The sequence below is a fragment of the Paenibacillus turicensis genome (assembly GCF_017873435.1).
Lineage (GTDB): Bacteria > Bacillota > Bacilli > Paenibacillales > Paenibacillaceae > Fontibacillus > Fontibacillus turicensis.
Window position 1 is genome coordinate 118,383 of record NZ_JAGGKG010000009.1, and the last position, 24,610, is coordinate 142,992.

Sequence of the window (24,610 nt, forward strand, 5' to 3'; positions counted from 1 at the left end):
ACTTAACACAGTACACTTACTAATTAAAAGATTTCAGAAGTCACATGAAATGTTGGTAGCTTGAACTAATTATATAATTTATTACAAATTACGACAGTATTCGACTTCATGTATCTTGTATAATTACCACATTAGATTATAGAAAGGAGGATTAATAATTGAAATTACTACTAAAAGTTTTGTTTTTAATATTCGGTAGTATTAGTGGATTTATAAGTTGTTCATTATTATTAGCAGTTTTAGTGAGTATAGGTAATAAAAATGCTTCATTTATTGTTTGGGATCCAGGTCCAATTTGGATTCCATTAGTATATTTAATTGCTATTTTAGTGTTAAATATTTTTTGTTATTTATACATGGTAAAAAAAGAAGGAAGTAGAAAAATAACAAGGAGATATTTTGTAGTATTTACCCTTTCATTTTTATTATTTCCTGTGATTGGAGATATTATAGCTAGTTTTTTATAAAATAGTATAAATAAATCTTAGAAGATTCGAAATTAGTTGGAAAAATAAAGAAAAGGATGTTGTTTATGAAGAAAATCTTTGTCTCATTTTGTGTACTTATTATTTTTTTGAATATTTTTAATTCTTATTTACCTATAGTGAATGCTAGCACTAATGTTTGGGCAGATGAATATAAAGTAGAGTTTGGTAAAACTATAAAAATTCATTATGGTTTTGATGATGGTTCTCACTATACTAAAATATCAATTTATTATAACGGAAAAGAGATAGATGTAAGATATGTTGATGCAAAACAGAGCAATACAATGGACTACAAAGCTGATAAAGAAGGTGATTATAAATTTGTAATTACACCACTAGATTCTTCTAATTTTACAGGAGAATGTGTTGTCAATGTATATAAACATCGGGTCATTCTAATTCCAGGGATTATGGCTTCAGAATTATATGATGGAAATGAAAAGGTTTGGATTCCAGATACAATAAACCCGATTGCTGCCACTAATAAAATAGGAAAATTAGCCATGAACAGTAATGGAGAACAAATTGTAGAACTAAGTGCTGGGTTACCAGTGCCCAAATACTATAATTCTTTACATAAATTTTTAGATGTCAAGTATCATGTGGTTGATTTTGGATATGATTGGAGAAATGGTGCATCTAAAAATGCTAGCCTACTAAAGAATGTTATAGATAAGGAGAAAAAGAAATCACCTTCTAGTAAGATATTTATTGTTGCTCACAGTATGGGGGGGGGTAGTAGCAACTGAATATCTTAATCAAGGTAATAGAAAAGACGTTGATAAATTAATAACTATTGGAACGCCATTTTTAGGGGCACCTAAAGCAGCATATATTTTTGAAACTGGTAATGCAACAGGAGATCAGCTAAACGATTTTATTGTTGGCAAGAAGTTAAAAAGTATTATGCGAAATATATCATCTGCTTATCAACTATTACCTAATAAAAGTTATTTTTCAGTAAATAAAACTTATTATATTTCAAAACATTTATTTATTACATATAATAATCCACGTCCTAAAAAAGAAAAAATACAAGACTACAAAAGTACAAAAACATTTTTTGAAACTGAAACCAGTTGGATAAATAAAAAATTACTTTCTGAGGCAGAGGAATTTCATGATAACTTAGGAATTATTACAAATGTAAATACTGTGGATTCATATCATATTATCGGAGATAAGATTGGAACTATTGGTGGTATGACTTTTAATTCCTATAATAATCCAGGATCTCCAGATATGTCTATTACAGATTTGAAAACAGTTCAAGGGGATGGAACTGTTCCAGTTATTAGTGCCAATGTTGGAGGATTACTTAAAGCTAATAAAACATATTATATACAAGAAGAACATTCTGAATTACCAGGAAATAAGAATGTACAGAAACAGATTGAAAATATTCTTGAGGGAAATCCTGGGAAGTTGGAGGCGAATATTCGGAAATCTACACAATCAACTAAGACTTTGAAATTAAAGATAGAGTGCCCAGTAGAACTAAGTGTTGTTGATAGTGATGGTAATCATCTTGGATCAACTGGAAAAAATACCTATGAGGAAAATATACCTTTTGGAAGTTATTATACTGATGGTGAAACCAAAATTGCATTTCTTAATGATGGGAAATATAGTGTTAGTCTAAAAGGAACTGGATATGGAGAAATGACCTATTCTTTAATTTGGTCAAATGAAGAAGATATAGAGGAAAAAACAGTAAGGTTTGATAGCATTCCAGTAACACCTAATTCTATTTTTACTTCTGGTACAGATAGAAACGGAAAAATTACACTTCAAATCGATGACAACGGGGATGGAACAATAGATCGTACTGTAACTCCTGCAGTAGAACTAGATTTAAATGGTACTCAAGACGAGACAATTCCAACTATTAGCTCACATATGGACGGTGTTAAGGGAGTAAATGAATGGTATGGAGTTGGTGCTCATTATAATTTAGAAGGAAAAGATGAAGAATCAGGTGTCTATAAAATTTTTTACAAAGTAAATGATTCTGAAACTGAAGAATACATTAATCCAATTCCGCTTCCTAATACAGGAATATATAATTTTGAATCTTTTGTTAGAGATAAAAACCGAAATGATTCTGAAGTTTTAACTGAAACAATAAAAGTAGACACTACAAAGCCTACTAAACCAACAATGACTATAGAGCCATTAAAATGGACGAATAAATTTGTAAGTATTACTTTAAGTAACTCAACGGATGCAGATAGTGGTTTCCAAAAATACCAATATAAAATCAATGACAGTACAGATTGGATTGATTATAAAGAACCTGTGATTATTAGTACTGAAGGACTGCATCAAGTTTATGCGAAAGCTTTAGATAACGTCTTTAATGAGAGTGAAACGATATCAGGGGAAGCGAAAGTTGATAAAACTCCACCATCTAAGCCTGAAAGTATAAAAACACTAATTAGAGATTATGAACAAATTAAAATAAGTTGGGTCCCTTCAACTGATAACGTAGAGGTTGTTGGCTACGATATGTATCTCAACTCTAAATTTGTTGGGACAACAAGGGATACAGAATATACCTTTAACAATCTAAATCGAAATACTATCTATACTATTAAAATTGTTGCTAGGGATGAGGCAGAAAACTCATCAGAAGAAGCAACATATATAGAAAAAACTGCACTCATACTATTGGACTCAAGTGCGAATCACTCCATTAGAGTAAAAACAGACGGAAGTGTATGGACATGGGGTAATAATGCGCAAGGTCAACTGGGAGATGGAACAAAAACGAATAAAACGACAGCGGTGCAGGTAGAAGGATTAAGTGACATGGTGATGGTCGCGGCAGGAGCAGAGCATAGCCTGGCGTTAAAGCACGACGGGACAGTGTGGACCTGGGGCTACGGTAGGGACCTTCAGTTAGGCAATGGTGAATATTCCCGTGTCAAAGCAGCGCAAATCAAGGGACTAAGCAATGTGAAGAGTATTGCAGCTGGTCTAATTCATGGCATGGCATTGACACAGGAAGGCGAACTTTGGTACTGGGGTACACCTTACAATAACGGTATAGCCCAGCCGATGAAGTTTATGAGTGGTGTAAAGGCGATGTCTGGAGGTTTGGGCACAACTCAAATTGTGAAAACAGATGGAACTATGTGGACAATGGGATTGAACACATATGGTCAACTGGGAGACGGGACAAAAACAAACAGAACGATACCTGTTCAGGTATCGAATATGAAGGAAGTTGTTGGAGTAGCAGGAGGCGAGACGGCGAGTTATGCGGTTAAAGCAGATGGAAGTGTGTGGTCTTGGGGACGGAATGACAGAGGTCAGTTGGGAGATGGGACAATTGCGGACCGTCTAACAGCGGTAAAAGTACTAGACAACAGTGCACCTCGTGTTACATTAGGCTATCCTACTGGAAGTCAAGCATCACCTTCTATATCGAATATCAATTATCCTTCGATTCTTTGGAATCAGAAGGATGATGCTCAAACAGTGTTCACAGCCTACCAAGTCCAAATTATGGATGGAGTGGACCAGATCCTGTTGGACACAGGTATCGTCAATCAGTCAATTACACAGGACAGTAATGCATGGACAGTGAACGAAGAACTACCAAGAGGGAAGGCGCTGAAGATACAGGTTCGGGTAAAGGATGAGGCAGCTTGGTCAGAATGGTCCGAACCGAGGTGGCTTAAAATTGGGATTGAAGAAGGTGTAGTTCAAGAAGATGCAGGACTAGCAACGTCGAGTCATCATGTTGTGCATGTAAAAACAGACGGAAGTGTATGGACATGGGGCGATAATGCGCAAGGTCAACTGGGAGATGGAACAAAAACGAATAAAACGACAGCGGTGCAGGTAGAAGGATTAAGTGACATGGTGATGGTAGGTGCTGGAGCAGAGCACAGCCTGGCGTTAAAGCACGACGGGACAGTGTGGACCTGGGGTAATAACGTTAATGGCCAATTGGGAACCGGAGATACGGTATCGTCGTTAACCCCGGTACAAGTACCTGACCTGGAAAATGTTATAGCCGTCACTGCAGGCTCAAAGAGTAGTTATGCCCTAAAGCAAGACGGAACAGTATGGATTTGGGGATATGGTCCTGGTGGGTATTCCCTTGTTAAACCAGAGAAAATTAATGATTTAACAGGTGTGAGTCAGATCGCTACTAATAACCGGTATGCATTGGCTTTGAAAAGTGACGGAACAGTATGGTCCTGGGGAGATGGTTGGGAGCTTCAGCTAGGTACTGGTGTATATTCCCAAGTCAAAGCAATGCAAATTAAGGGACTAAGCAATGTGAAGCGTATAGCCGCTGGTTCAATTCATGGCATGGCATTGACACAGGAAGGCGAACTTTGGTACTGGGGTACACACAACTATAATAGAATAGTTCAACCGACGAAGCTCATGAGTGGTGTAAAGACGATGTCTGGAGGCATGGATACAACTCAAATTGTAAAAACGGATGGAACTATGTGGGCAATGGGATTGAACACATATGGTCAACTGGGAGACGGCACAAAAACAAACAGAACGATACCTGTTCAGGTACCGAATATGAAGGAAGTTGTTGGAGTAGCAGGAGGCGAGACGGCAAGTTATGCCGTTAAAGCAGATGGAAGTATATGGGCTTGGGGACGGAATGATAGAGGTCAGCTGGGAGATGGAGGTTTAAGTGAAAGTTTAATCCCAATAATGGTTCCAGTATCTGATAATTTAAATACATTTAGCTTGACTACTTTACCATCATATTTTACTGTTGAAATGGATAATAGTACCGAAATGAAGAGTGGCCAAGTTACAGTAACATTATCTGTTTATAATGCAGATGAGGTGATAGACAATTTATATACTGGTATCAGTAAACTTAAAATTACTAAGTATCATACTTCAAACTCTAATCAACTGAATGTTAATGCTAGTGTAGAAGATATAAAATTTAATGAAGGAATTGCGTATTTACCTTTAACATTTGATGATGGAGGATTATACACTTTAAATTTTGAACTTGAAGGATTTAATAAACAAGAAGCAATCACTCTTAAAATATCAATCGATAAGCCAAAAACAGTGATAGAGCTTGTGACGCTACCTTCAACGAGTGTAATTAATGGAGAAATTTTGGATGTTCAGCCAGTGCTTAGAATACTTGACAGTAATGGAGAACCTATTCCTGGGGCAAAAATAGTGGCTAAGATTATAGGGGATGTAGAAGGTACTTTGTTAGGGAATGTTCATATTACCTCAGATAATGAAGGTTATATCACATTTGAAGATTTAGGTGTTTTATTAGAGAATTCAAATGTAGAGATTATTATTAATTTTAGTAATGAAGAAGGTGAAACTTATATTAATAGTCCTATGATAGAGATACTAGAAAGCGAAAAAAATTCAATTGATATGAATGAGTTATTAGTTAATTAATTAAAAGTAAGACCTCCAGTAAACTAATGTTCTGGAGGTCTTTTTATAGCTTTCTCTACACTACAATTAGCCTTGCTTATAAGTATGGTTACGCACCCATTTAACCACATCCATCAAAATAACGGCTCCTAACGCCAAGCCACCCGCAATGAGGAAGTCATCCCAACCAAACGCGTCAGGAATCGCAAAAATTGATCTTATCCCAGGCAATAAGGTGGCGCTATAAAGGCAGAGGCAAATCAAAATGGAGCCAAGCACAAGCTTATTACTTGCGAACCCAACCTGTACGATGGTCTGTGTATTGGATCTTGCTGTAAATGTCTGAAGTGTGCGTGCCAATATCAACGTTGTAAATGCCATTGCGACACTCATTTCTGGTGATATGCCAAGCCCAATGTATTGTGAGACAATAACAGCAACGCCAATAAGTAAACCTCTAATTAATACCGTTTGAAGCATTCCACCTGCAAATATACCTTCATTAATGTCACGTGGTTTCCGCGCCATGACGTCCGGCTCAGCTTTTTCAGTCCCCAACGCGATAGCGGGTAAAGAATCATTAACAAGGTTAATAAATAAAAGCTGTAACGCGGTAAATGGGTTAACCCAACCTAAAACGAGTGCAACTAAGATAGCGGTAATAGCACCAAGGTTGCCTGCAAACAAATAAGCAATCGATTTTTTGATGTTATCAAATACCATACGCCCCACGTGAACCGCTTGGACAATGGAAACGAAGTTATCATCCGTCAAAATCATGGCAGAAGCATCCTTAGCCACATCCGTACCACTTCCCATTGCAACGCCAATATCTGCTTGTTTAAGAGCAGGTGCATCATTAACACCATCGCCTGTCATCGCTGTAACCTTACCCTTTTTCTGCCATGCAGTAACAATACGAATTTTATTTTCTGGAGAAACACGAGCATATACAGAAATTTTCTCTAGCTTCTCATCCAATTCCACGTCGGACATTTGATCTAATTCACTACCTGTGACAGCGATATCTTCAGGTTTAGCAAGTCCAATATCAACACCAATCGCTTGGGCGGTCGTCTTGTGATCACCTGTAATCATGATCGTTCGGATACCAGCTTTTTTTGCATCCGCAATCGAGCCATATACAGCCTCACGAGGAGGGTCAATCATTGCCGTTAAACCAACTAAGATTAAATCATTTTCATCCTCATGCGTAAGTGGATCTTGATCTTGAATTGGCTTGTAGGCATAGGCAAGCACACGAAAGGCTCGCTTCGAGAAGGCTTCATTTTGCTCTTCAAACTGTTTACGAATCTCATCTGTTAACGGCTTGACCTCACCATGCATAAATACCCTTGTACAACGATTAAACAAGACATCAGGTCCACCTTTAGTCAATAGAGCAGGTACTCCCTCAAACGTATGCACGGTACTCATCAGCTTGCGATCCGAGTCAAAAGGCAGCTCAGCTTCACGCGGAAATTGATCTCTAATTTCACGGTAATCTTTGTTCATCCGATTGCTAAAGGCAATAAGGGCAACCTCAGTTGGGTCACCAATTTCCTTGCCCTCCTGATTAATATTGGAATCGTTACAAAGCACCGCAATATGTAGCAACCTTTGCTCCTCTTTGGATAACTCCTCAGGATTAGTAGGGAATTCATCCTTGGTTCCATGCGGAATATAATAATCCACAACCGTCATTTTGTTTTGCGTGAGTGTTCCCGTTTTATCTGTACAAATAATGCTTGTAGAGCCTAACGCCTCTACAGCAGGAAGGCGACGAATAATGGCGTGTTGCTTTGCCATCTTATTTGTTCCTAAAGACAATACAATCGTCACAATGGAAGAAAGGGCTTCTGGAATGGCAGCCACGGCAACCGCAACTGCAAACATTACCGCATTAATGACGGATGTACCGATATTTTCTGTCCCCTGCACTAACCAAACCCGGCCTACCTCAACGGCAAAAATAAGAATAGATAAGCCAAGAATGAAAAAACCTAGCTTTTTACTAAAAGCTTCAAGCTTACGCTGTAGCGGGGTTTCCTTCGCCTCAGCATTTTCAATTAACTGAGCTATCTTCCCGATTTCTGTATCTAATGCTGTCCCTGTAACTACAAAAACACCTCGTCCATACACAACAAGCGATCCGCTAAATACCATATTCAGGCGATCACCAATGGGAGCCTCTTCTTGAAGCTGCTCCACATTTTTTTCGGCAGGTTCGGATTCGCCGGTTAACATTCCTTCATTAACCTTAAGGCTACCCGCTTCTATGATCCGTCCATCCGCAGGCACATAATCTCCAGCATCAAGTAAGACGATATCACCCACAACGAGATCCCTAGCCGGTATCGTTTTCTTTTCGCCCTTGCGAATGACCTTGGCTTGAGGGGCAGACATTTGCCTTAACGCATCGAGGGAGCCCTCAGCTTTTTTTGTTTGGACAACACTTATAATTGCATTGAGCACAATAACTAAAAAAATAATGAGGGATTCAATTAGATGACCTAAAACAACCTGCACGCCCGCAGCAATTAGCAACACAATAACCATAGGGTCCTTGAAATTTTCAAGGAATAATTTCCAAATTGGTGTTTTGCTTTTTCCCTTTAATTCGTTGTAGCCATTAGTTTGTAAGCGTGCCGAAGCTTCTTCATCTGTAAGTCCTGATACAGAGCTTTGTACCACTTGCAGTGTCTTGTCTACACTATGTCGATAGTGTTCCAAAAAAACCAGCCCCTTAGGTAGTAAAGTTCATTAAGGTGTATTGATTTCGTTTAACTTATTTGGTTCTAGCACAACTTCATTGTTTTCATTCTCATTCATCTCTACGAGCTCTGGCTCTTCATCATATAAATGCGTTCTTCGCTCGAACCAGTGAAACAGATGTGTACAAATGACCTTTAAGACAGCATAACCTGGTACCGCCAAAATGATACCAAGGAAACCAAATAAGTTCCCCGCAGTTAAGATGACAAAAATAATTGTAATCGGGTGGATTTTTAACGTTTTACCCATAATTTGAGGTGAGATAAACTTTCCCTCCACAAATTGAGCAACGGTCCATACTACGATTAACTTAAGTAACATCATTGGTGAAGTTACGATCGCAATAATTAATGCGGGGGTAATCGCAATAGCTGGACCGAGATAAGGCACAATCGATGTACAAGCGGCAATAATTGCTAAAACAAGCGAATACTCTATTCCGATAATCAAAAAGCCGATATATAACAATAAACCGATACACATACTAACGATAATCTGACCACGAATATAAGAGCTGATCTGATCATTCATTTCAGCCATGACACGACCACTTTGTTTACGAAACTTTACAGGAACAAATCGTAAAATAAAGCCAGGTAACTTTTTGCCGTCTTTTAATAGATAAAATAAAATAAACGGAATGGTAGCAATCGTTAAAATAATGTCTTTCACTGCACCAATAAATCCGCCTAAACCACTAACTGCACCGTTAAATAATGAGGTTGCTTGGTCTGCTACCGTTTGCCCAATTTTAGAGGGATCAAAGCCACTCGTGCTTGATATTTTTCCAAATAGGTCACTACCTACTAAGCTCTCAAATTGGATCTGCACTTCCTGACTGTATCTAGGGAAATTCAGAATTAATGAATTAATTTGCTCCTGCACAAGCGGAATAACGGTGTTTAATAATAAGGTAATAAGAAGTGCGATACTTAGATATAAAGCAATAATCGTGTAAACACGCGGAATTTTTCTTTTTTCAAGGATATTCACAAGTGGATTAAGCAAATAGTAAAGCGCCCCTGTGAGTAAAATCGGGAACAAAATCGTTTTAATAAAAACAGTAAGTGGATTAAATATAAATGAAATTTTTGAAAAGATAAAAATGTTTAGACCAATTAGAAGCAAGATCAGGAGAAAAACAACAAGCCGATTGTTAATGAAAAATTGAAAGAAACGATTATTCCTAGTGCTGTGAGTTGAAGAATCTGCTGCCATTAATATTTAGCGCCCCCTATTTATAAAATATAGTTCTCTCTTCTAAATATAGCTGTGCTCCTATCCTATATAAATAATACGTATAAAATTCATTTGGTTTCAGAAAATTCAAAAAAGGCATATGCCTTGGACAATCATACAGGAACAAATTGCCCTAGCTGAGTATGTATAGGATATAAAGCTGAAAGGGGGCATGGATCAATGGCAGGAAGACAGCTAGCAAATAAGTGGCTCAAAACGGAAGCATTACTGCAGCATGGGGAAGTAGCACCTCACATTCCGCAAACCCGAATGTATAGTGAACACGATTTGCAACAAATGTTACATCAATTTGGCATGGTTGTCATTAAGCCACTTGTGGGTGGTGGTGGATATGGTGTCATCAAAATAACGTATTACATGGGTGTGTATACGTTTACTTATTTTGCGAAGAAGAGAAGTTTTCGTAACTTTAATGAGATGTTTCGGGCATTAAATAAAGTGAAGGTAGGACGGAAATATATGATCCAACAAGGAATCGAATTAGCACGTATTCATAATCGTCCTATTGATTATAGAGTTAAAGTAGCTAAACAGCCTGAAGGAAATTGGATTTATCGATCAATGGTAGGTAGATTGGCAAGACCAGGACTTTTTGTTACCAACTTATGCAAGGGTGGGACACAACTAAGTGCAAGAGAAGGGCTAACTCGTTCTTTTAGAAGTAAAAAGTTTGCAGCTTCGAAACGTAAGGAAATGCGGAATCTGACAAATATATGCATCGGTATCCTTGAATCTTCTTTTCCTGGTATCGGTGAATTAGGATTTGATTATGGACTAGACAAAAGTGGGAAAATATGGATTTTTGAAGTGAATACTAGACCGCAATAATTGTAAGAAAAAGGGGTTTAGCAAGATATTAAACGCAAAAACCGACAAGTACTATCCTGTGAATAACTTTTATCCACATTATACCACTATAATCCACAAGCATTTGCCAACCTTACCAACAAATTATTCACAGGATTTCCACAGGCATATGTGGATAAGAAGAACGCTTGTTCTACTGAATAAATCTTGTTATGATTGAAACGTAAACTAAGAAAGGATGTGTTACCAATGGCGATGTTGAGTGATGAGATGCTGCTCGAATCCTACTACATGGCGAATAAAATGCAGTTAGATCATGATTTTATCGCACTGCTATTGGCAGAGATTCATCGTCGCAATTTAACTACAGAGAAGGTTTGTATTGTTCATTAGTAAATACTAAGAATGGGTTAGGACGTGCATGTGTGAGTAATACAATCAATTTTTGTATCCACGAATTGTGGACAAGCAGGTTATGGCTAAAGTTGTCCACAGCCAATTGGACAGCATGGCAAAGGGTACCTTGTTGTACGAATGAACTCGTATAAACAAGATACCCTTTTTTTAAAACATTAAATTTTATGTTATATCCTAATAATAGCGGATTAGAGCTTCAAATTACTACTATGCCCTGGGGATAGCTTCGCCTCAGGATCGATATAAACTTTTGCATTGTTAACTGCAGTAGGCGCTTCACCAAAACCAACGGCAATCAAATCTAGCTTACCTGGATATGTAGTAATATCACCAGCAGCAAAAATACCTGGAATTGAGCTTTCCATACGAGAGTCCACAACAATTGAATTTCCTTCAATATCAAGTCCCCATTCTGCAATTGGACCTAATGAAGATACAAATCCAAAATTAACGATAACATCATCAACTTCAATTTGTTGTGTTTCTTTACTTTTCACATGGGTTAATGTAACACTAGAGATTTTTTCTTCCCCATGAAGTGCTGTAATTTCAGTAGGTGTGATTACCTCTACCTTAGATGCAAGCAATTGTTCAACGCTATGTTCATGCGCACGGAATTTATCTCTGCGATGAATTAACGTGACTTTTTCTGCGATTGGCTCAAGCATAAGTGCCCAGTCCACAGCAGAATCGCCACCACCACTAATAACAACCCTGCGTCCTGCAAATTGGTTAAGATCACTAATAAAGTAATGAAGATTAGCTTTCTCAAATTTAGATGCATGTTCAACATCAAGTCTGCGCGGCTCAAATGCACCAACGCCAGCTGTAATGATGATTGCTCTGGCATGATGCTCAGTCTTGTCCGTTTTTACTATAAAATGACGTTCATCTTGTTTAATAATTTGTAAAACCTTTTCTTCCAATCGGATATCGGGGTTAAACAATTTAAGCTGTTCCTTTAAATTATCAACAAGCTCTTGGCCTGTGATTTTAGGGAAACCGGCTATATCATAAATATATTTCTCAGGATAGAGTGCAGCTACCTGACCTCCAAGCTGTGGCATGCTTTCAATTAATGTAACGGAAGCTTTGCGCATACCTCCGTAAAAAGCAGCGAACATCCCTGCGGGACCTCCACCGATAATAAGCAGATCAGTAGGTTCGCTAGTTGGATGAGTTGGTGACACGAGTAAACACCTCCATATATTTTAACAGTAAATTATGGCTCGATTATTGAAATCAGTGCTTGACAGCCAACTCAAACTAGCGAAGAGACAGGGAGATTCTGGAGATTGTCTTTTAAAATCAAATTCCACCAATAAACTACTTCAACAAAAGGAATATGATTTTAACAACAATCGTAAGAACTCTCTGGATCGTAGCTTCTAGCCTCTAGTCGTTGTCAAGTACTGGTTTGTAATGAGCTTAATTTATAATGTCATTTCTACTTTATTATAAACATCCGTTGAGAACTTGCAAAGGTAATAAAAAACACACCCTTAGAGCAGGGAAATTTATACAAAAATACTGTAAATAAAGACTTGATCTTTTGTGGAAAAGTCGATATCATTCAGATGTATGTGTGAAACATTGTGACAAAAAACGTACATTTAGTTGAAAAAATCAGTATTTTTTGATTGAAAGACAAAAATTGTTTAAAATAAACTGTGATAAATATCTCAGATTTTTTTTGCATAATATGTTGTTGGCTACTAAAACGTTATTATATTTTATTCCATTGAATAGGATGTAGTATTATTGTGCAACCCTGTGTGTTAATTTTCACATTATTTACTATAAGTTTTGTGCTATTAAACAACAAATATAGAAGGCTTAAGCCATAAAGGAGAACTAAAATGAGTACCATACCTAAAATTGTAATTCTTGGAGCTGGATATGGTGGTATATTAACTGCCCAACGTCTACAAAAAGAATTAAACTATAATGAAGCTGATGTGACATTAGTGAATCGTCATGACTATCATTATTTTACAACCCATCTTCACATGCCTGCTGCGGGTACAGATTCCATTGATAATACGCGTGTGTCTATTTCTAAATTAATAGATGAATTTAAAATTGATCTTGTAAAGTCTAATGTTCAAGAAATTCGTCTTGCTGAGAAAAAGGTTGTTTTGCAGGATGGAACGTTATCTTACGACTATTTAGTGATTGCATTAGGTGGAGAGCCTGAAACATTTGGTATCCCAGGTTTAGCTGAGCATGCGATGACCATTCGTAGCATTAACTCTGTTCGTTTTATTCGCCAACATATTGAATATCAATTTGCTTTATATAAAGCGGATGAGAGCCGGACAGAATGTCTAAATTTTGTCGTTGGTGGAGCTGGTTTTAGTGGAATCGAGTTTGTTGCTGAATTGGCGGACCGCATTCCTGAGCTATGTAAAGAATATGATGTAGATCCTAATCTTGTTAATATATACAATGTTGAGGCAGCACCAACTGCTTTGCCAGGCTTTGATCCTGAATTAGTGGAATATGCGATGGATGTATTAAAGAAGAAAAAAGTTCAATTCAAAATTGGTGTAGCAATTAAGGAATGTACTGCTGATGGTGTGTTGCTTGCAACAGGAGAAGAAATTAAGGCAGCAACAGTAGTATGGACAGGTGGTATTCGTGGTAATCGATTGATTGAAGCTGCTGGTTTTGAAACTGCACGTGGACGTGTGAAAATCAACGATTTCTTACAGGCGCCTGAGCATGACAATGTATTTATTATTGGGGATAACTCTTTGATGTTTAATGAGGAAGGCCGTCCTTACCCGCCTACAGCGCAAATTGCGATGCAGCAAGGTGTTGTGTGTGCGCAAAACGTCGTTGCGGCAATTCGGGGCAAAGAATTTAAGAAATTTGTGTTTAGTAATAAAGGTACAGTAGCTTCCTTAGGTAAAGGGGAGGCAGTAGCATCAGCATTTGGTAAAAAATACAAAGGTTGGATTGCTGCTCAATTGAAAAAGGTAGTAGATATGCGCTACTTATTTATTATTGGTGGTATTGGTTTAGTTTTGAAAAAAGGCAGATTCCTCTAAGATGAGACACTGTAGTGTTCAGGTGCGGGGATTGCTGACGAGAGAAGAGCTGGATCGTTATCATGCACTGATGGAGCTAGGTGGCTACCTTGAATCGATGCAGCAATACGATTTTGCATATACAGTGCAAAAAGAGGTGGATATTTTAATTTTGCCGGCGATTGAACGTCTTAAGGAAAAAAGTAGACAACGTGACCAGCAAACGGCAGATTATTTGGCTTCACTACAGCAAAATGAAGAGCAGGATTAAACAATAACTTAATCAAAAAGTCTAATATAAAAAGGCTATGCCTAAGGTGGACATCATCTTAGGTATAGCCTTTTGTTAACTTTGCTTGATCTTCATTTATAGCTTTAACATATCCTCAAAGCCTTGTTCATGAAGTAAATTCCCTACGAAGAAGGAGCCAAATTCACCATATCTAGCGCTTACCTCATCAAATCTCATTTCATATACAAGCTTTTTAAACTGGAGGGCATCGTCGGAAAATAAGGTTACGCCCCATTCCCAATCATCAAAGCCAACCGAGCCAGTAATAATCTGCTTCACTTTACCTGCATAGCTACGTCCAATCATGCCATGACTACGCATCATGTCTCGACGTTCTTCCATCGAAAGCATGTACCAGTTGTCGTTTAAATCCCGTTTTTTATTCATAGGATAAAAACAAATATGTTTGGACTGCGGTAGGATCGGGAACAATCTAGCTTTAACATGAGGATTTTGCATTGGGTCCTCATCGTTACCATTACCTGAAGCTAAATAGTTGCTTAATTCTACTACACTAACATAAGAATATGCTTTATGAGTGTAGCCAGCAAAGGTCGTTTTATTAAACTCGGTTTCCACCTTATTGATTTCTTCTAGGGATTCACGTAGATGCATAAATACGAAATCTGCCTTTTGTCCGATGATGGAATATACAGCAGAGCTACCTTTGTGCTCTTCCTCGACGCTACCCCACTCTTGTAAAAAGGTATGTAGCTCCTCAAGTGCACCTGCACGCTCCTCATCATCTGCTCTCTTCCAAGCGTTCCAATCCATGGATCTAAAATCATGAAGCGCATACCAACCTTCAAGGGTTAAGGCTGCTTCGTTCATTATATAATCACCTCTACATTTACATGTCATATCATGATAAACTCATGATACACCTTCTTAGATTATATAATTTCTTTTGTATCGGTACAAGGTTGCTAACTTCAGGGGGAAAGCAGCTACGGTGCAGAGGGTGGCTTCGACCCCTGTTACAGTCTGATTTCCTTGAATTAAATAGTTATCGGTTTTGCTTCCTCTCAACCAATAATTTCTATGTTGAGCCTCTTTTAAGCCACTATTTTTATGATAGAATAGGTTAGATGGGTTACAGATTTAAGGTTAGAAAGTAGGCGATGAAAGCCGTGCGAATGAGTCACATTCTGAATTTCACAGAAAATCACCGTTACCTTGTGTACCGCGATTTTTGTATTGGTCCTTTGGAATCTAGAATGCTTAATATGGTTTATCAGCCGATGTTAGGTGCATTTGCGGTGGCATTGTATCGAGTATTGGCGGAGCAGGTTCCTATGGAGCAGGTGGGCTATTCTAGTATTGAGCAGCAAAGAGGATTATTTCTTACCTTAGGAATAGAGCCTAGTGAGAAGGGACGTAAATTTTTAATCGAGCAAGCGTCTTGTTTAGAGGCAGTAGGACTACTACAGACCAGTCGTTTATATATTCCAGAGCATGATGATTATATGTATGAATATGAGCTTCAAGCTCCGTTATCACCTACAGAATTTTTTAGAACACAACATTTAACGTTGCTGTTGCGGGACAAGCTAGGCAAATTTGCATTGTTGTCCTTACGCGAGAAGTTATTTAGTGCAGAGCCAGAGGAATGGAATACTTCACATAATAAAGAAAATATTTCAGTTCCTTTCTATGAAATATTTGAGTTAAATACACATGTCATTGATTATGAATTAGAGCAGGCGATTGCTGAAACGGCAATTTCAAGAATGAATGAGCAGCCTAGTCAAATAGAAAATAAACTAAATTATGCAGATATTATCTTACGTTTTCCGCGTGAATCTCATAATCGTACTTATGTTGAAAGCCTACGTTTTAATCACGAGGGCATGGCAACGGTAAATTATGTAGCACATAAATATGAGTTAGCTGCGCCTGATCTATGTCGATTGCTTGATGAAGATGGCGTATTTGATTCAAATGGCAATTTGCTGCTTGAAGTGCTTCAGCATAAAGCGAATGTACAGTTTAGACAAGGGAAACGTCGGCGGGAGGAACGAGAGGTTACTTATAATAAAGTGGTGTCTTTGCGTGCAGAGCAGCAGGAGGCTAGTGCAACAAAAGCACAGGAGCAAATTCAAGAGGAAGTTGCAGTACAAATGGAATATTATGTGGAGGTTCCTCCGCAATTCCGCAGTAAATGTGATATTCATCAATATAATATGATGCTTCGCAATGAGCCCTATACACGCTTACTTAAAACCTTTTTCCCTGGTGCTGTTCCTGATAACTTAATGGATATTTTTGAAAAAGTTGATTTGAATTATCGTTTACCTGGTGAAGTTATTAATGTACTTATTCATTATTTAATGAACCTGCTTACACAAGGTGGCGATCAGCGAATTAATCGGAATTTTGTAGATGCAATTGCTTCAAATATGTTATTAAAGCAAATTGATACGTATGAAAAAGCGGTTCATTATATTCGTGAGCAATCTAAGGTAAAAAATAAGCAAGAGCAAGGTAAGGCAGGGGCTAATAAAGGACGTAGCAAAAAAGGTTATACAGGACGGAAGGAAAATGCAAAACCGTATATTCCTGTAGTTGAGCACTCAGATCAAGGAAATGAACTTTCAGAGGAAGATTTTGTCCAAATGATGAAGGCAGCGGAGCAGCTTGAAAAGGCGAAGAAAAAGTCCTAGCAGTAATTAGGACTCTTTATTTAAAATAGCTACACTAAATGTCAGAGGAGGTGAATCTAACGATGGAATCACTAGGTGATCTATTATCACAAATGAAAAATACGGAGCTACGCAAACGAACAGAGCAGCTAACAACCTCCTTGTTAAACGATCCACTTGTGTTAAAGCTCAGGAATGAACATCCTGAAATTACAGAGAAGCAGCTTACATTAAATATGGCGAAATTATATCAGTGTGTGAAGGATGATAAGCATTGTAGCCAGTGCCCTGGTCTTGATCGTTGTCCTAATGATTTCCCTGGGCATTTCACGAAAATTAGTGTAGAAGCTCAAGGTGGTGTCTCCACCATCGTAGATCGTCAAGTGCCTTGTCAGCTTCAGGTGATGCGTGAAAAGGAACAGTTGATCAAGGAAAAAATAACAAGCTTTTATGTGGATGAGCGTGCTTTAAGCGAGGGCTATAGTGAAGTTGAGATTATGGGCAAGGACCGTGACAGAAGTCCCGCTGTATATAAGCTATTTCAATATATTGAACAAACTAAGGAGCAAGGCTTGTCCCCCAAAGGGTTATATATGGAGGGGAGCTTTGGGACAGGCAAAACCTTTTTGATGTGTTATATGCTGCATGAGTTAGCAAAGGCGGGATATACAGGTGCAATTGTTTATATGCCTGATTTTGTAGAGGATTTGAAGTCCATGATGCAGGATAATGGGAAGCTAAAGGAAACCACGGAGCTAATGAAGGAAGTTGATTTGTTGATTTTTGACGATATTGGTGCGGAAAATTTGAACCCGTGGGTACGCGATCATATTTTAGGTGCAATTTTAAATTATCGAATGAATCGGAAGCCTACTTTTTATACCTCCAATTATTCATTGTCCATGTTAGAAAAGCACCTTGCCTTTACGAACAAGGAAGGCGAAGACGTCCATAAAGGACAACGGATTATGGATCGTATTGCCCCATTTGTAGATGTGCTTCAAATAAAAGGTAGCAATAAACGTCGGTCTTAATTAAAGTCAGAAGAGCTGGTCTTCTTGTCATGAGGTTGCTTTAAAAATAAAATGTGCTATAATTAAGTAACCACCTTTTATAAAATAGTGGGTGGATTTTCGGTATATAATTTATGTTTTACCCTAAACAGGTTAAACTAAGATGACAGACTTATATATAAGGAGTGTGCTAATTATGGCAATTGTTAACGTTTCTGACCAATCCTTTCATGGTGAAGTAGAAAGCGAAGGCGTAGTTCTAGTTGATTTCTGGGCTCCATGGTGTGGACCTTGTAAAATGCTAGCACCAATTCTTGAGGATTTATCTGGTGATCTTGGTGATTCCGTAAAAATTGCAAAAGTAAACGTAGATGAAAACCCTGAATCTGCTTCCCGTTTTGGCGTAATGAGTATCCCTACAATGATCTTGTTCAAAGACGGTCAAGCAGTAGATAAAGTAGTAGGCCTTAATTCTAAAGATAAGCTGAAGGAATTAGTGGCTAAACACCAATAATGGTGATGTGAAGCTAATCAACAGTAAAACCTCCGGTACAGTTGTCCGGAGGTTTTTTCGTTGCTGTAATTACAAAGTAATGTGTATTTTGGAACGTTTGTTTGTATAATAGAGAAAGTAATGCAGGGAAGGGGGAGAACTAACATGGAGCATGAACATGATAATGAGAATGAATATTTCAATGAAAATCAGCATGAAAATGAGCAAGAAATTGAACAGGTTGTTGATGCTGAGTCGTTAGCGGAACGAGAAGAGGAACGGGAAAAGGCGATGGAAGGTATTCGCCATAAATTAGCTCTGTTGCCCGATTTACCAGGTTGTTATTTAATGAAAAACCGCGAAGGTACTATTATATATGTAGGTAAAGCAAAAATTTTAAAAAATCGTGTTCGTTCCTATTTTACAGGTAGTCATGATGGTAAAACTCAACGTTTAGTTACAGATATTCGGGATTTCGAATATATTGTGACTGGTAGTAACATGGAAGCACTTATTCTTGAATGTAATTTAATAAAGAAATATTATCCTCGTTATAATGTACTTTTAAAGGATGATAAAACTTTTCCATATATAAAAATAACAAATGAGCTACATCCACGATTGGAGGTAACTCGTAAAATCGTAAAGGATAAGGCCAAGTATTTTGGACCGTATCCTAATGGTTATGCAGCCCAGCAAACGAAAAAGCTACTGGATCGCATGTATCCTTTGCGTAAATGCAATGTTTTGCCAAAGGAAGTATGTCTGTATTATCATATGGGGCAATGTTTAGCCCCTTGTGTACAGGAGATTGATCAGTCTAGTTATGATGAAATCACCTCGGAGATTCAGAAGTTTTTAAGTGGTGGACATGAGGAAATCAAGAAGGAACTGGAACGTAAAATGCATGAAGCTGCTGAGGAATTGTATTTTGAGCGTGCGAAGGAATTAAGGGATCAGATTATAAGTATTGATGCCTTAATGGAAAAGCAAAAAATTACGATGAAGGATGCCAAGGATCGGGACGTGTTTGGCTTTGCAGTCGATAAAGGCTGGATGTGTGTACAAATTTTGTACATGCGTCAAGGTAAAATGATCGAACGACATGCCTCTGTTTTTCCGTTTTATGGTGATGCTTATAGTGATTTCTTATCTTATGTGACGCAATATTACAGTGATAATCCAGCACTTCCGCAGGAAATTATTTTGCCAGAGCTGAAGGGGATTGAGATTGAAGACCAGATTAAAGCTGAGGTAGGGGAGTCTGGTGATGAAGCAACAGATGCTTTACTTGACCCAGCTAGTGGCGCAGTTGCGCTACAGGAATGGTTAGGGGTCAAGGTGTTAGTACCGAAGCGTGGCTTAAAACGGCAGTTGATTACGATGGCAGAGGATAATGCCAAGGTAAGCTTAGATGAGAAGTTCCGTTTAATTGAGCGGGATGAGGAACGAACCTTAAAGGCATCAGAAAATTTAGGACGCCATATTGGTCTTGAATCATTATCGCGGATTGAAGCATTTGATAACTCTAACATTCAAGGTACGAATCCTGTATCTGCGATGGTTGTATTTATCGATGGGAAGCCGTCTAAAAAGGATTATCGTAAATACAAGGTACGTTCAGTTGAAGGACCTGATGATTATGGGACGATGCGTGAGGTCATTCGCAGGCGGTATGAGCGGGTATTAAAGGAAGGGTTGGTTAGACCTGATCTAATTGTCGTTGATGGTGGGAAAGGTCAAATTACAGCCGCGATCGATGTGCTTGAAAACGAGCTGGGGTTAGATATCCCTGTCTGCGGACTAGTGAAGGACGCCAAGCATAAAACCGCACAGTTAATGATTGGTGATCCACCTGAGCCGGTTTCTTTGCCACGCGATAGCCAAGAGTTCTATTTGCTACAACGTATTCAAGATGAGGTGCATCGCTTTGCCATCTCATTTCATCGTGAGCAACGTGCGAAATCGATGGTCGTGTCACAGCTTGATGCGATTCCAGGCATTGGAGAAAAACGCAGAAAAGCGCTGCTTAAGCATTTTGGTTCACTCAAAAAAATTAAAGAAGCGACCGTGGAGGATTTCCGTCCATTATCGATTGGGGATAAGCTAGCGACACAAATTTTAGAAGCATTGCATGACGGTGAATAATTTAGGTAGTTTTTGTACCTATTTTATCTCAAATCTCTAATTATGGAGTAGTGCCTATTCCTAACATAAGAGACTCTGATAATCAAGATATTCGTATACATGATATACAGGAATCATATAAAAAATTTAAGGAATATGTAGATAAAACTCAACTTCAGTAATTTACAAAAAAAAGAAGCCGGACTTAATCCCAGCTTCTTTTTTCTATTAGTCTCGAAGTGTCTAACTAAAGTTATTAACCTATACTAGCTATCTTAGCACGATTAAATCGATAAACCACATAGGCAACGATTGCAGGTAACACCATATAGAATATCCCCGCGATCCAGTTCACACTACCTCCCATAAGAATTAAGCTTAATGCCATTAGGATGCTGTCAAAAATAACATGGGCAAACATGGCTGCAATATAACCATGCTTTATAAAAATAAAGCTAAATATGAGTCCGATAAAGAGAAGCTCAATCGGTCTTGTATAAATTGGATAAATCGGATACAACGTATGTCCTAACGCCCAGATCACAGTGGTCACAATGCTAGCGATCAAAGTACTACGGAACATCTTTTTAAGCATCGGAATCCCAAATAATCGATAAACGGCTTCTTCTCCTATGCCGGCTACCCATGCAAGTAATGGGAATAATAATGGATAGACCATATTATAAGGAGATTGCGTTGGATCTGTGGATGACCAGGTGCCTAAAAGTGGCTCCATAATGAAGTAGATAATCGACTGTACACCTAGCAAAATAAGTGCCCATGCATAACCTAATTTCATTGCTTGCAAAACATGTTCTCCATAGTTGGCTTCATTTCTTTGCTTCCACAATATCTTCCCTTGAGCACGGTACAATCCGTCACCACCTACAAGAGAAAAATAAATGGAAAAGGACATAATGAGTGTAATGCCAAACTGAAAAATTAATGATTTGATGAGCACACTTTGACTGAATACACTTTGCTCTAAAATAGGCAACATATTTAAAGTCCCAATCACTGAAAATATGAAGTAACAAGCACTTAGGAATGCACCACGTTTAAATGAGGTATAAGCACGAGTTTTTGCACTATAGATAATTGCGAGAATGGCTAATACAAATGTCAGTAAACCATATCCTGCATACGTGAGCCAGCTTGCTATAGTGGTTTGATTATCCACATACGTTTTGTAGCTTGCTGGTGGCGCAAAATAAGTTTCAATCGAAGACACATTTTTATATTCAAAATGTAATTCAATATAGGCTTTAGACTGACCGATGTTGTAGTCCTTAACTTGATAACGTAATCCAAGCCCATTACTATTGTTATCAAGCTGCAACTGATTAGGCTCATAACCAAATTGCTTTAAATAAGGAAGGGCAGCTGTTTCCTTTTCTGCGACGGTCATCGGACCTTCACGGTCTAAAAGAAACTTAGCGTTAGCAGGATCGATTTGCAGCATAAGTTGTTTGGATTCATTATTGGTTATACTAATTTTTTCAAAGCCAACTACTTTTCCTGTTGTCATGTGTACATCAACGGTGATTGCTTTAAGTACAGCATTAGGGTTTTTGAAGTTTACCTTAAAAACATCATAAGGAAATTTTTGTCCATATTGCTCCCCATAACTTTTTAATAGTCCTTCTTTTGATAAATATCCATAAATATCTGGACGACTATCGTATGTAACAGTGATCTGATTCCCTTCATCCTTCATATTAAGATTTGTATTGAGATAGGAAATCGCTGCTTGTTTTGCCTGTTCCTTTGTAATGATCTTGCTTGCCTGATTTACACCAATCGTGTCAGAGGATGTATTAGGGATAAGTTGTACAAAAACAAAAATAATGAGTCCAATTATTGCACATATCCATAATTTATTTGATTTTACATTATGCCGAGCATTAGAATGATTTGATTTTGTAAACATGAAATGACTCCTTTGCTAAATCGAATTTTTTCCAAGTCTTATAAACATTATGATTGTACGATAACATAAAAGAACAGCTTGGTGCTACTAAGGGTATACACATAGTACTTCAATACGATGCCTTTGTTTTGACTTAACTTGCTGTAGTTTAATCTAAAGTAGGAATAAAGTGTTTAAAACGGTAATAATGCATGATACAAGAAGTATGGCTAGGCTTCAATATTAATACGAGCCAAGTTTGAATCCATTTGGTACTATTTCATTATATTTGGTTAAAATCTGTATTTGAGCTTCGCAAAAATAAAGCTTATAATCCATTTTTAGCCTATAATTATGACTTGTTTTTAAAGCCAGTGCTCCACAGCAACTTTGCTATGCTAGCTACGTTCCAGAGAGTTCTTTCGACCCTTGTTAAAACCAGATTCTTAATTATGAAATTTAATGGTTACAATCCGGTTTTAAAGACGGCCGCTATCTTCTCCAGAATCTCTCTGTCTCTCCGCTAGTTCATATGGGCTGTTTATCACAGACTGTAAATAAAGCAATAATGATAGCTTTATTTTAATTAAATGAGGTGAATGATTTGCACACGAAGCAACGAAGAAAATTTAAACTTTCCCCACCTCAAATGTTAGTACTGGGCTTTAGTGGCATGATCCTTATTGGCACTTTTTTATTGATGCTTCCCATTGCGAATCATACGGGTGAATCCCTTGCCTTTATAGATGCTTTTTTTACCGCAACCTCAGCAACGAGTGTGACCGGATTAGTTGTAAGAGATACGGGTACTTTTTTTACGACGTTTGGACAAGTTGTGATTATGATCTTAATCCAAATCGGTGGTCTTGGTTTTATGACGATGGCTACACTTTTTGCCCTCGTATTTAGACGTAAAATATCACTTAAGGACCGGCTAATTTTACAGGAAGCCATGAATCAAGGTAGTATGGAAGGAATTGTAAGACTTATTCGTAAAGTGTTATATTACTCTTTAATTATTGAGGGTAGTGCAGCGGTGCTTCTTGCAATACGTTTTGCTGTAGACATGCCGATTCTCAGGGCAATCTATTTTGGACTTTTCCATGCGGTATCTATGTTTAACAATGCTGGGTTTGATTTGTTTGGACAATTTCATAGCTTAACCAATTATGTGGGGGACCCGATCGTAAATATCGTTGTGATGTTCCTAATTGTAAGTGGTGGTATTGGGTTTATCGTGATTGCTGATTTGATTAGTTATCGTAAAAACCGTAGATTGTCATTACATGCTAAAGTTGTATTATCGATGACAGCTGCATTGATCGCAATCGGTTTTATTACGATATTTATATTTGAGTTTACGAATAAAGCTACACTTTCCCCATTATCTTGGGGAGAGAAGCTATGGAGTGCATTATTTCAGTCAGTTACATCACGTACTGCAGGAGCTAATACTTTAGACATTGGTAGTATGCGTCAGGCAACCCAATTTTTTATGATTATTCTAATGTTTATTGGTGCATCTCCTGGATCAACGGGTGGAGGGATAAAAACAACCACCTTTGCCATATTAGCTGGCGCAGTTATAGCGATGATTACTAGAAAAAATGATGTCATTTTATTTCGTTATCGCTTGGCACAGGAGCGAATTTTTAAAGCAGTTACGATTACAATGTTTTCATTATTTTGGGTGATCGCGATTGCAATGATATTATCTGTAACGGAAGCCGCTCCTTTTTTAAGTATATTGTTTGAAGCAATGTCTGCCTTTGGGACGGTAGGTCTGTCTATGGGGCTGACAACGGAATTATCAGTAGTAGGTAAAGTATTTATTTGCTTAACGATGTTTGTAGGCCGAGTAGGGTTACTGACATTAGCCTATGCGCTTGGACCTAAAAAAGAACGAGAGTTATTTCGTTATCCAGAAGGTAAAATTATTATAGGATAAGGAGTCT

At 37.9% G+C, this 24,610-nt stretch carries 17 protein-coding genes; 12 read left to right on the plus strand and 5 right to left on the minus strand.

The window, feature by feature from the left end; genetic code table 11:
- Positions 1-158 precede the first annotated feature (158 nt).
- The 3 genes from J2Z32_RS11165 to J2Z32_RS11175 all read left to right on the plus strand — a co-directional run bounded on the left by J2Z32_RS11165 (position 159) and on the right by J2Z32_RS11175 (position 5,909).
- On the plus strand, positions 159-467 hold the full coding sequence (locus J2Z32_RS11165) for a hypothetical protein (RefSeq protein WP_210089237.1): 309 nt from the start codon (positions 159-161) through the stop codon (positions 465-467).
- Between the two features lie 65 nt (positions 468-532).
- On the plus strand, positions 533-1,237 hold the full coding sequence (locus tag J2Z32_RS22535) for a lipase/acyltransferase domain-containing protein (protein ID WP_210089238.1): 705 nt from the start codon (positions 533-535) through the stop codon (positions 1,235-1,237).
- Positions 1,200-5,909: an RCC1 domain-containing protein gene (locus tag J2Z32_RS11175; RefSeq protein WP_210089239.1), complete on the plus strand. Its 4,710-nt coding sequence runs from the start codon at positions 1,200-1,202 to the stop codon at positions 5,907-5,909. The genes J2Z32_RS22535 and J2Z32_RS11175 overlap by 38 nt, the downstream gene beginning before the upstream one ends.
- A gap of 66 nt (positions 5,910-5,975) precedes the next feature.
- Here the strand turns inward: J2Z32_RS11175 and J2Z32_RS11180 are convergent, their stop codons facing one another.
- Together J2Z32_RS11180 and J2Z32_RS11185 are read right to left on the minus strand one after the other, a co-directional pair.
- A complete protein-coding gene (locus tag J2Z32_RS11180) occupies positions 5,976-8,621 on the minus strand; it encodes a cation-translocating P-type ATPase (RefSeq protein WP_210089240.1) in 2,646 nt (881 codons plus the stop codon).
- Between the two features lie 30 nt (positions 8,622-8,651).
- Complete coding sequence (locus J2Z32_RS11185) at positions 8,652-9,881, minus strand: AI-2E family transporter (RefSeq protein WP_210089241.1); 1,230 nt, start codon at positions 9,879-9,881, stop codon at positions 8,652-8,654.
- 201 nt (positions 9,882-10,082) lie between these two features.
- Here J2Z32_RS11185 and J2Z32_RS11190 point away from each other — a divergent pair, with 201 nt between their 5' ends.
- Both J2Z32_RS11190 and sda read left to right on the plus strand, forming a co-directional pair.
- A complete protein-coding gene (locus J2Z32_RS11190; RefSeq protein ID WP_210089242.1) occupies positions 10,083-10,751 on the plus strand; it encodes a YheC/YheD family protein in 669 nt (222 codons plus the stop codon).
- Between the two features lie 228 nt (positions 10,752-10,979).
- On the plus strand, positions 10,980-11,123 hold the full coding sequence (sda, locus tag J2Z32_RS11195) for a sporulation histidine kinase inhibitor Sda (protein WP_210089297.1): 144 nt from the start codon (positions 10,980-10,982) through the stop codon (positions 11,121-11,123).
- A 212-nt stretch (positions 11,124-11,335) separates the two neighbouring features.
- Here the strand turns inward: sda and J2Z32_RS11200 are convergent, their stop codons facing one another.
- The gene (locus tag J2Z32_RS11200; protein ID WP_210089243.1) at positions 11,336-12,337 is read right to left on the minus strand and encodes an NAD(P)/FAD-dependent oxidoreductase; all 1,002 of its coding nucleotides are present in this window, start codon (positions 12,335-12,337) and stop codon (positions 11,336-11,338) included.
- A gap of 669 nt (positions 12,338-13,006) precedes the next feature.
- Between J2Z32_RS11200 and J2Z32_RS11205 the strand changes: the two genes are divergently transcribed.
- Together J2Z32_RS11205 and J2Z32_RS11210 are read left to right on the plus strand one after the other, a co-directional pair.
- Complete coding sequence (locus tag J2Z32_RS11205; RefSeq protein WP_210089244.1) at positions 13,007-14,200, plus strand: NAD(P)/FAD-dependent oxidoreductase; 1,194 nt, start codon at positions 13,007-13,009, stop codon at positions 14,198-14,200.
- Between the two features lies 1 nt (position 14,201).
- Positions 14,202-14,450, plus strand: a complete 249-nt coding sequence (locus J2Z32_RS11210; protein WP_210089245.1) for a hypothetical protein — start codon at positions 14,202-14,204, stop codon at positions 14,448-14,450.
- Between the two features lie 96 nt (positions 14,451-14,546).
- Here J2Z32_RS11210 and hemQ read toward each other — a convergent pair whose 3' ends face one another.
- Entirely contained in the window at positions 14,547-15,302 is a 756-nt protein-coding gene (hemQ, locus tag J2Z32_RS11215; RefSeq protein ID WP_210089246.1) for a hydrogen peroxide-dependent heme synthase, read from the minus strand.
- 299 nt (positions 15,303-15,601) lie between these two features.
- Here hemQ and J2Z32_RS11220 point away from each other — a divergent pair, with 299 nt between their 5' ends.
- The 4 genes from J2Z32_RS11220 (at position 15,602) to uvrC (ending at position 20,767) form a co-directional block, all read left to right on the plus strand.
- Positions 15,602-17,134: a replication initiation and membrane attachment family protein gene (locus J2Z32_RS11220; RefSeq protein WP_210089298.1), complete on the plus strand. Its 1,533-nt coding sequence runs from the start codon at positions 15,602-15,604 to the stop codon at positions 17,132-17,134.
- Between the two features lie 62 nt (positions 17,135-17,196).
- On the plus strand, positions 17,197-18,147 hold the full coding sequence (gene dnaI / locus J2Z32_RS11225) for a primosomal protein DnaI (RefSeq protein ID WP_210089247.1): 951 nt from the start codon (positions 17,197-17,199) through the stop codon (positions 18,145-18,147).
- 175 nt (positions 18,148-18,322) lie between these two features.
- On the plus strand, positions 18,323-18,640 hold the full coding sequence (trxA, locus tag J2Z32_RS11230; protein WP_210089248.1) for a thioredoxin: 318 nt from the start codon (positions 18,323-18,325) through the stop codon (positions 18,638-18,640).
- A 270-nt stretch (positions 18,641-18,910) separates the two neighbouring features.
- Positions 18,911-20,767 carry an excinuclease ABC subunit UvrC gene (gene uvrC / locus J2Z32_RS11235; protein ID WP_245251396.1) on the plus strand — a complete coding sequence of 619 codons (1,857 nt, stop codon included), beginning with the start codon at positions 18,911-18,913 and terminating at the stop codon, positions 20,765-20,767.
- A 235-nt stretch (positions 20,768-21,002) separates the two neighbouring features.
- Here uvrC and J2Z32_RS11240 read toward each other — a convergent pair whose 3' ends face one another.
- Positions 21,003-22,676 carry a CPBP family intramembrane glutamic endopeptidase gene (locus tag J2Z32_RS11240; RefSeq protein ID WP_210089250.1) on the minus strand — a complete coding sequence of 558 codons (1,674 nt, stop codon included), beginning with the start codon at positions 22,674-22,676 and terminating at the stop codon, positions 21,003-21,005.
- Between the two features lie 628 nt (positions 22,677-23,304).
- Here J2Z32_RS11240 and J2Z32_RS11245 point away from each other — a divergent pair.
- The gene (locus J2Z32_RS11245) at positions 23,305-24,603 is read left to right on the plus strand and encodes a TrkH family potassium uptake protein (RefSeq protein ID WP_210089299.1); all 1,299 of its coding nucleotides are present in this window, start codon (positions 23,305-23,307) and stop codon (positions 24,601-24,603) included.
- Positions 24,604-24,610 lie beyond the last annotated feature (7 nt).

Excerpts from the sequence above, each read along its gene's own strand:
- J2Z32_RS11210 (WP_210089245.1), top strand. The coding sequence starts at position 14,202 with ATGAGACACTGTAGTGTTCAGGTGCGGGGATTGCTGACGAGAGAAGAG.
- hemQ (WP_210089246.1), bottom strand. The coding sequence starts at position 15,302 with ATGAACGAAGCAGCCTTAACCCTTGAAGGTTGGTATGCGCTTCATGAT.
- J2Z32_RS11245 (WP_210089299.1), top strand. The coding sequence starts at position 23,305 with ATGTTAGTACTGGGCTTTAGTGGCATGATCCTTATTGGCACTTTTTTA.
- uvrC (WP_245251396.1), top strand. The coding sequence starts at position 18,911 with ATGGAAGGTATTCGCCATAAATTAGCTCTGTTGCCCGATTTACCAGGT.
- J2Z32_RS11190 (WP_210089242.1), top strand. The coding sequence starts at position 10,083 with ATGGCAGGAAGACAGCTAGCAAATAAGTGGCTCAAAACGGAAGCATTA.
- J2Z32_RS11185 (WP_210089241.1), bottom strand. The coding sequence starts at position 9,881 with ATGGCAGCAGATTCTTCAACTCACAGCACTAGGAATAATCGTTTCTTT.
- J2Z32_RS11240 (WP_210089250.1), bottom strand. The coding sequence starts at position 22,676 with ATGTTTACAAAATCAAATCATTCTAATGCTCGGCATAATGTAAAATCA.
- J2Z32_RS11205 (WP_210089244.1), top strand. The coding sequence starts at position 13,007 with ATGAGTACCATACCTAAAATTGTAATTCTTGGAGCTGGATATGGTGGT.
- sda (WP_210089297.1), top strand. The coding sequence starts at position 10,980 with ATGGCGATGTTGAGTGATGAGATGCTGCTCGAATCCTACTACATGGCG.
- J2Z32_RS22535 (WP_210089238.1), top strand. The coding sequence starts at position 533 with ATGAAGAAAATCTTTGTCTCATTTTGTGTACTTATTATTTTTTTGAAT.
- dnaI (WP_210089247.1), top strand. The coding sequence starts at position 17,197 with ATGGAATCACTAGGTGATCTATTATCACAAATGAAAAATACGGAGCTA.
- trxA (WP_210089248.1), top strand. The coding sequence starts at position 18,323 with ATGGCAATTGTTAACGTTTCTGACCAATCCTTTCATGGTGAAGTAGAA.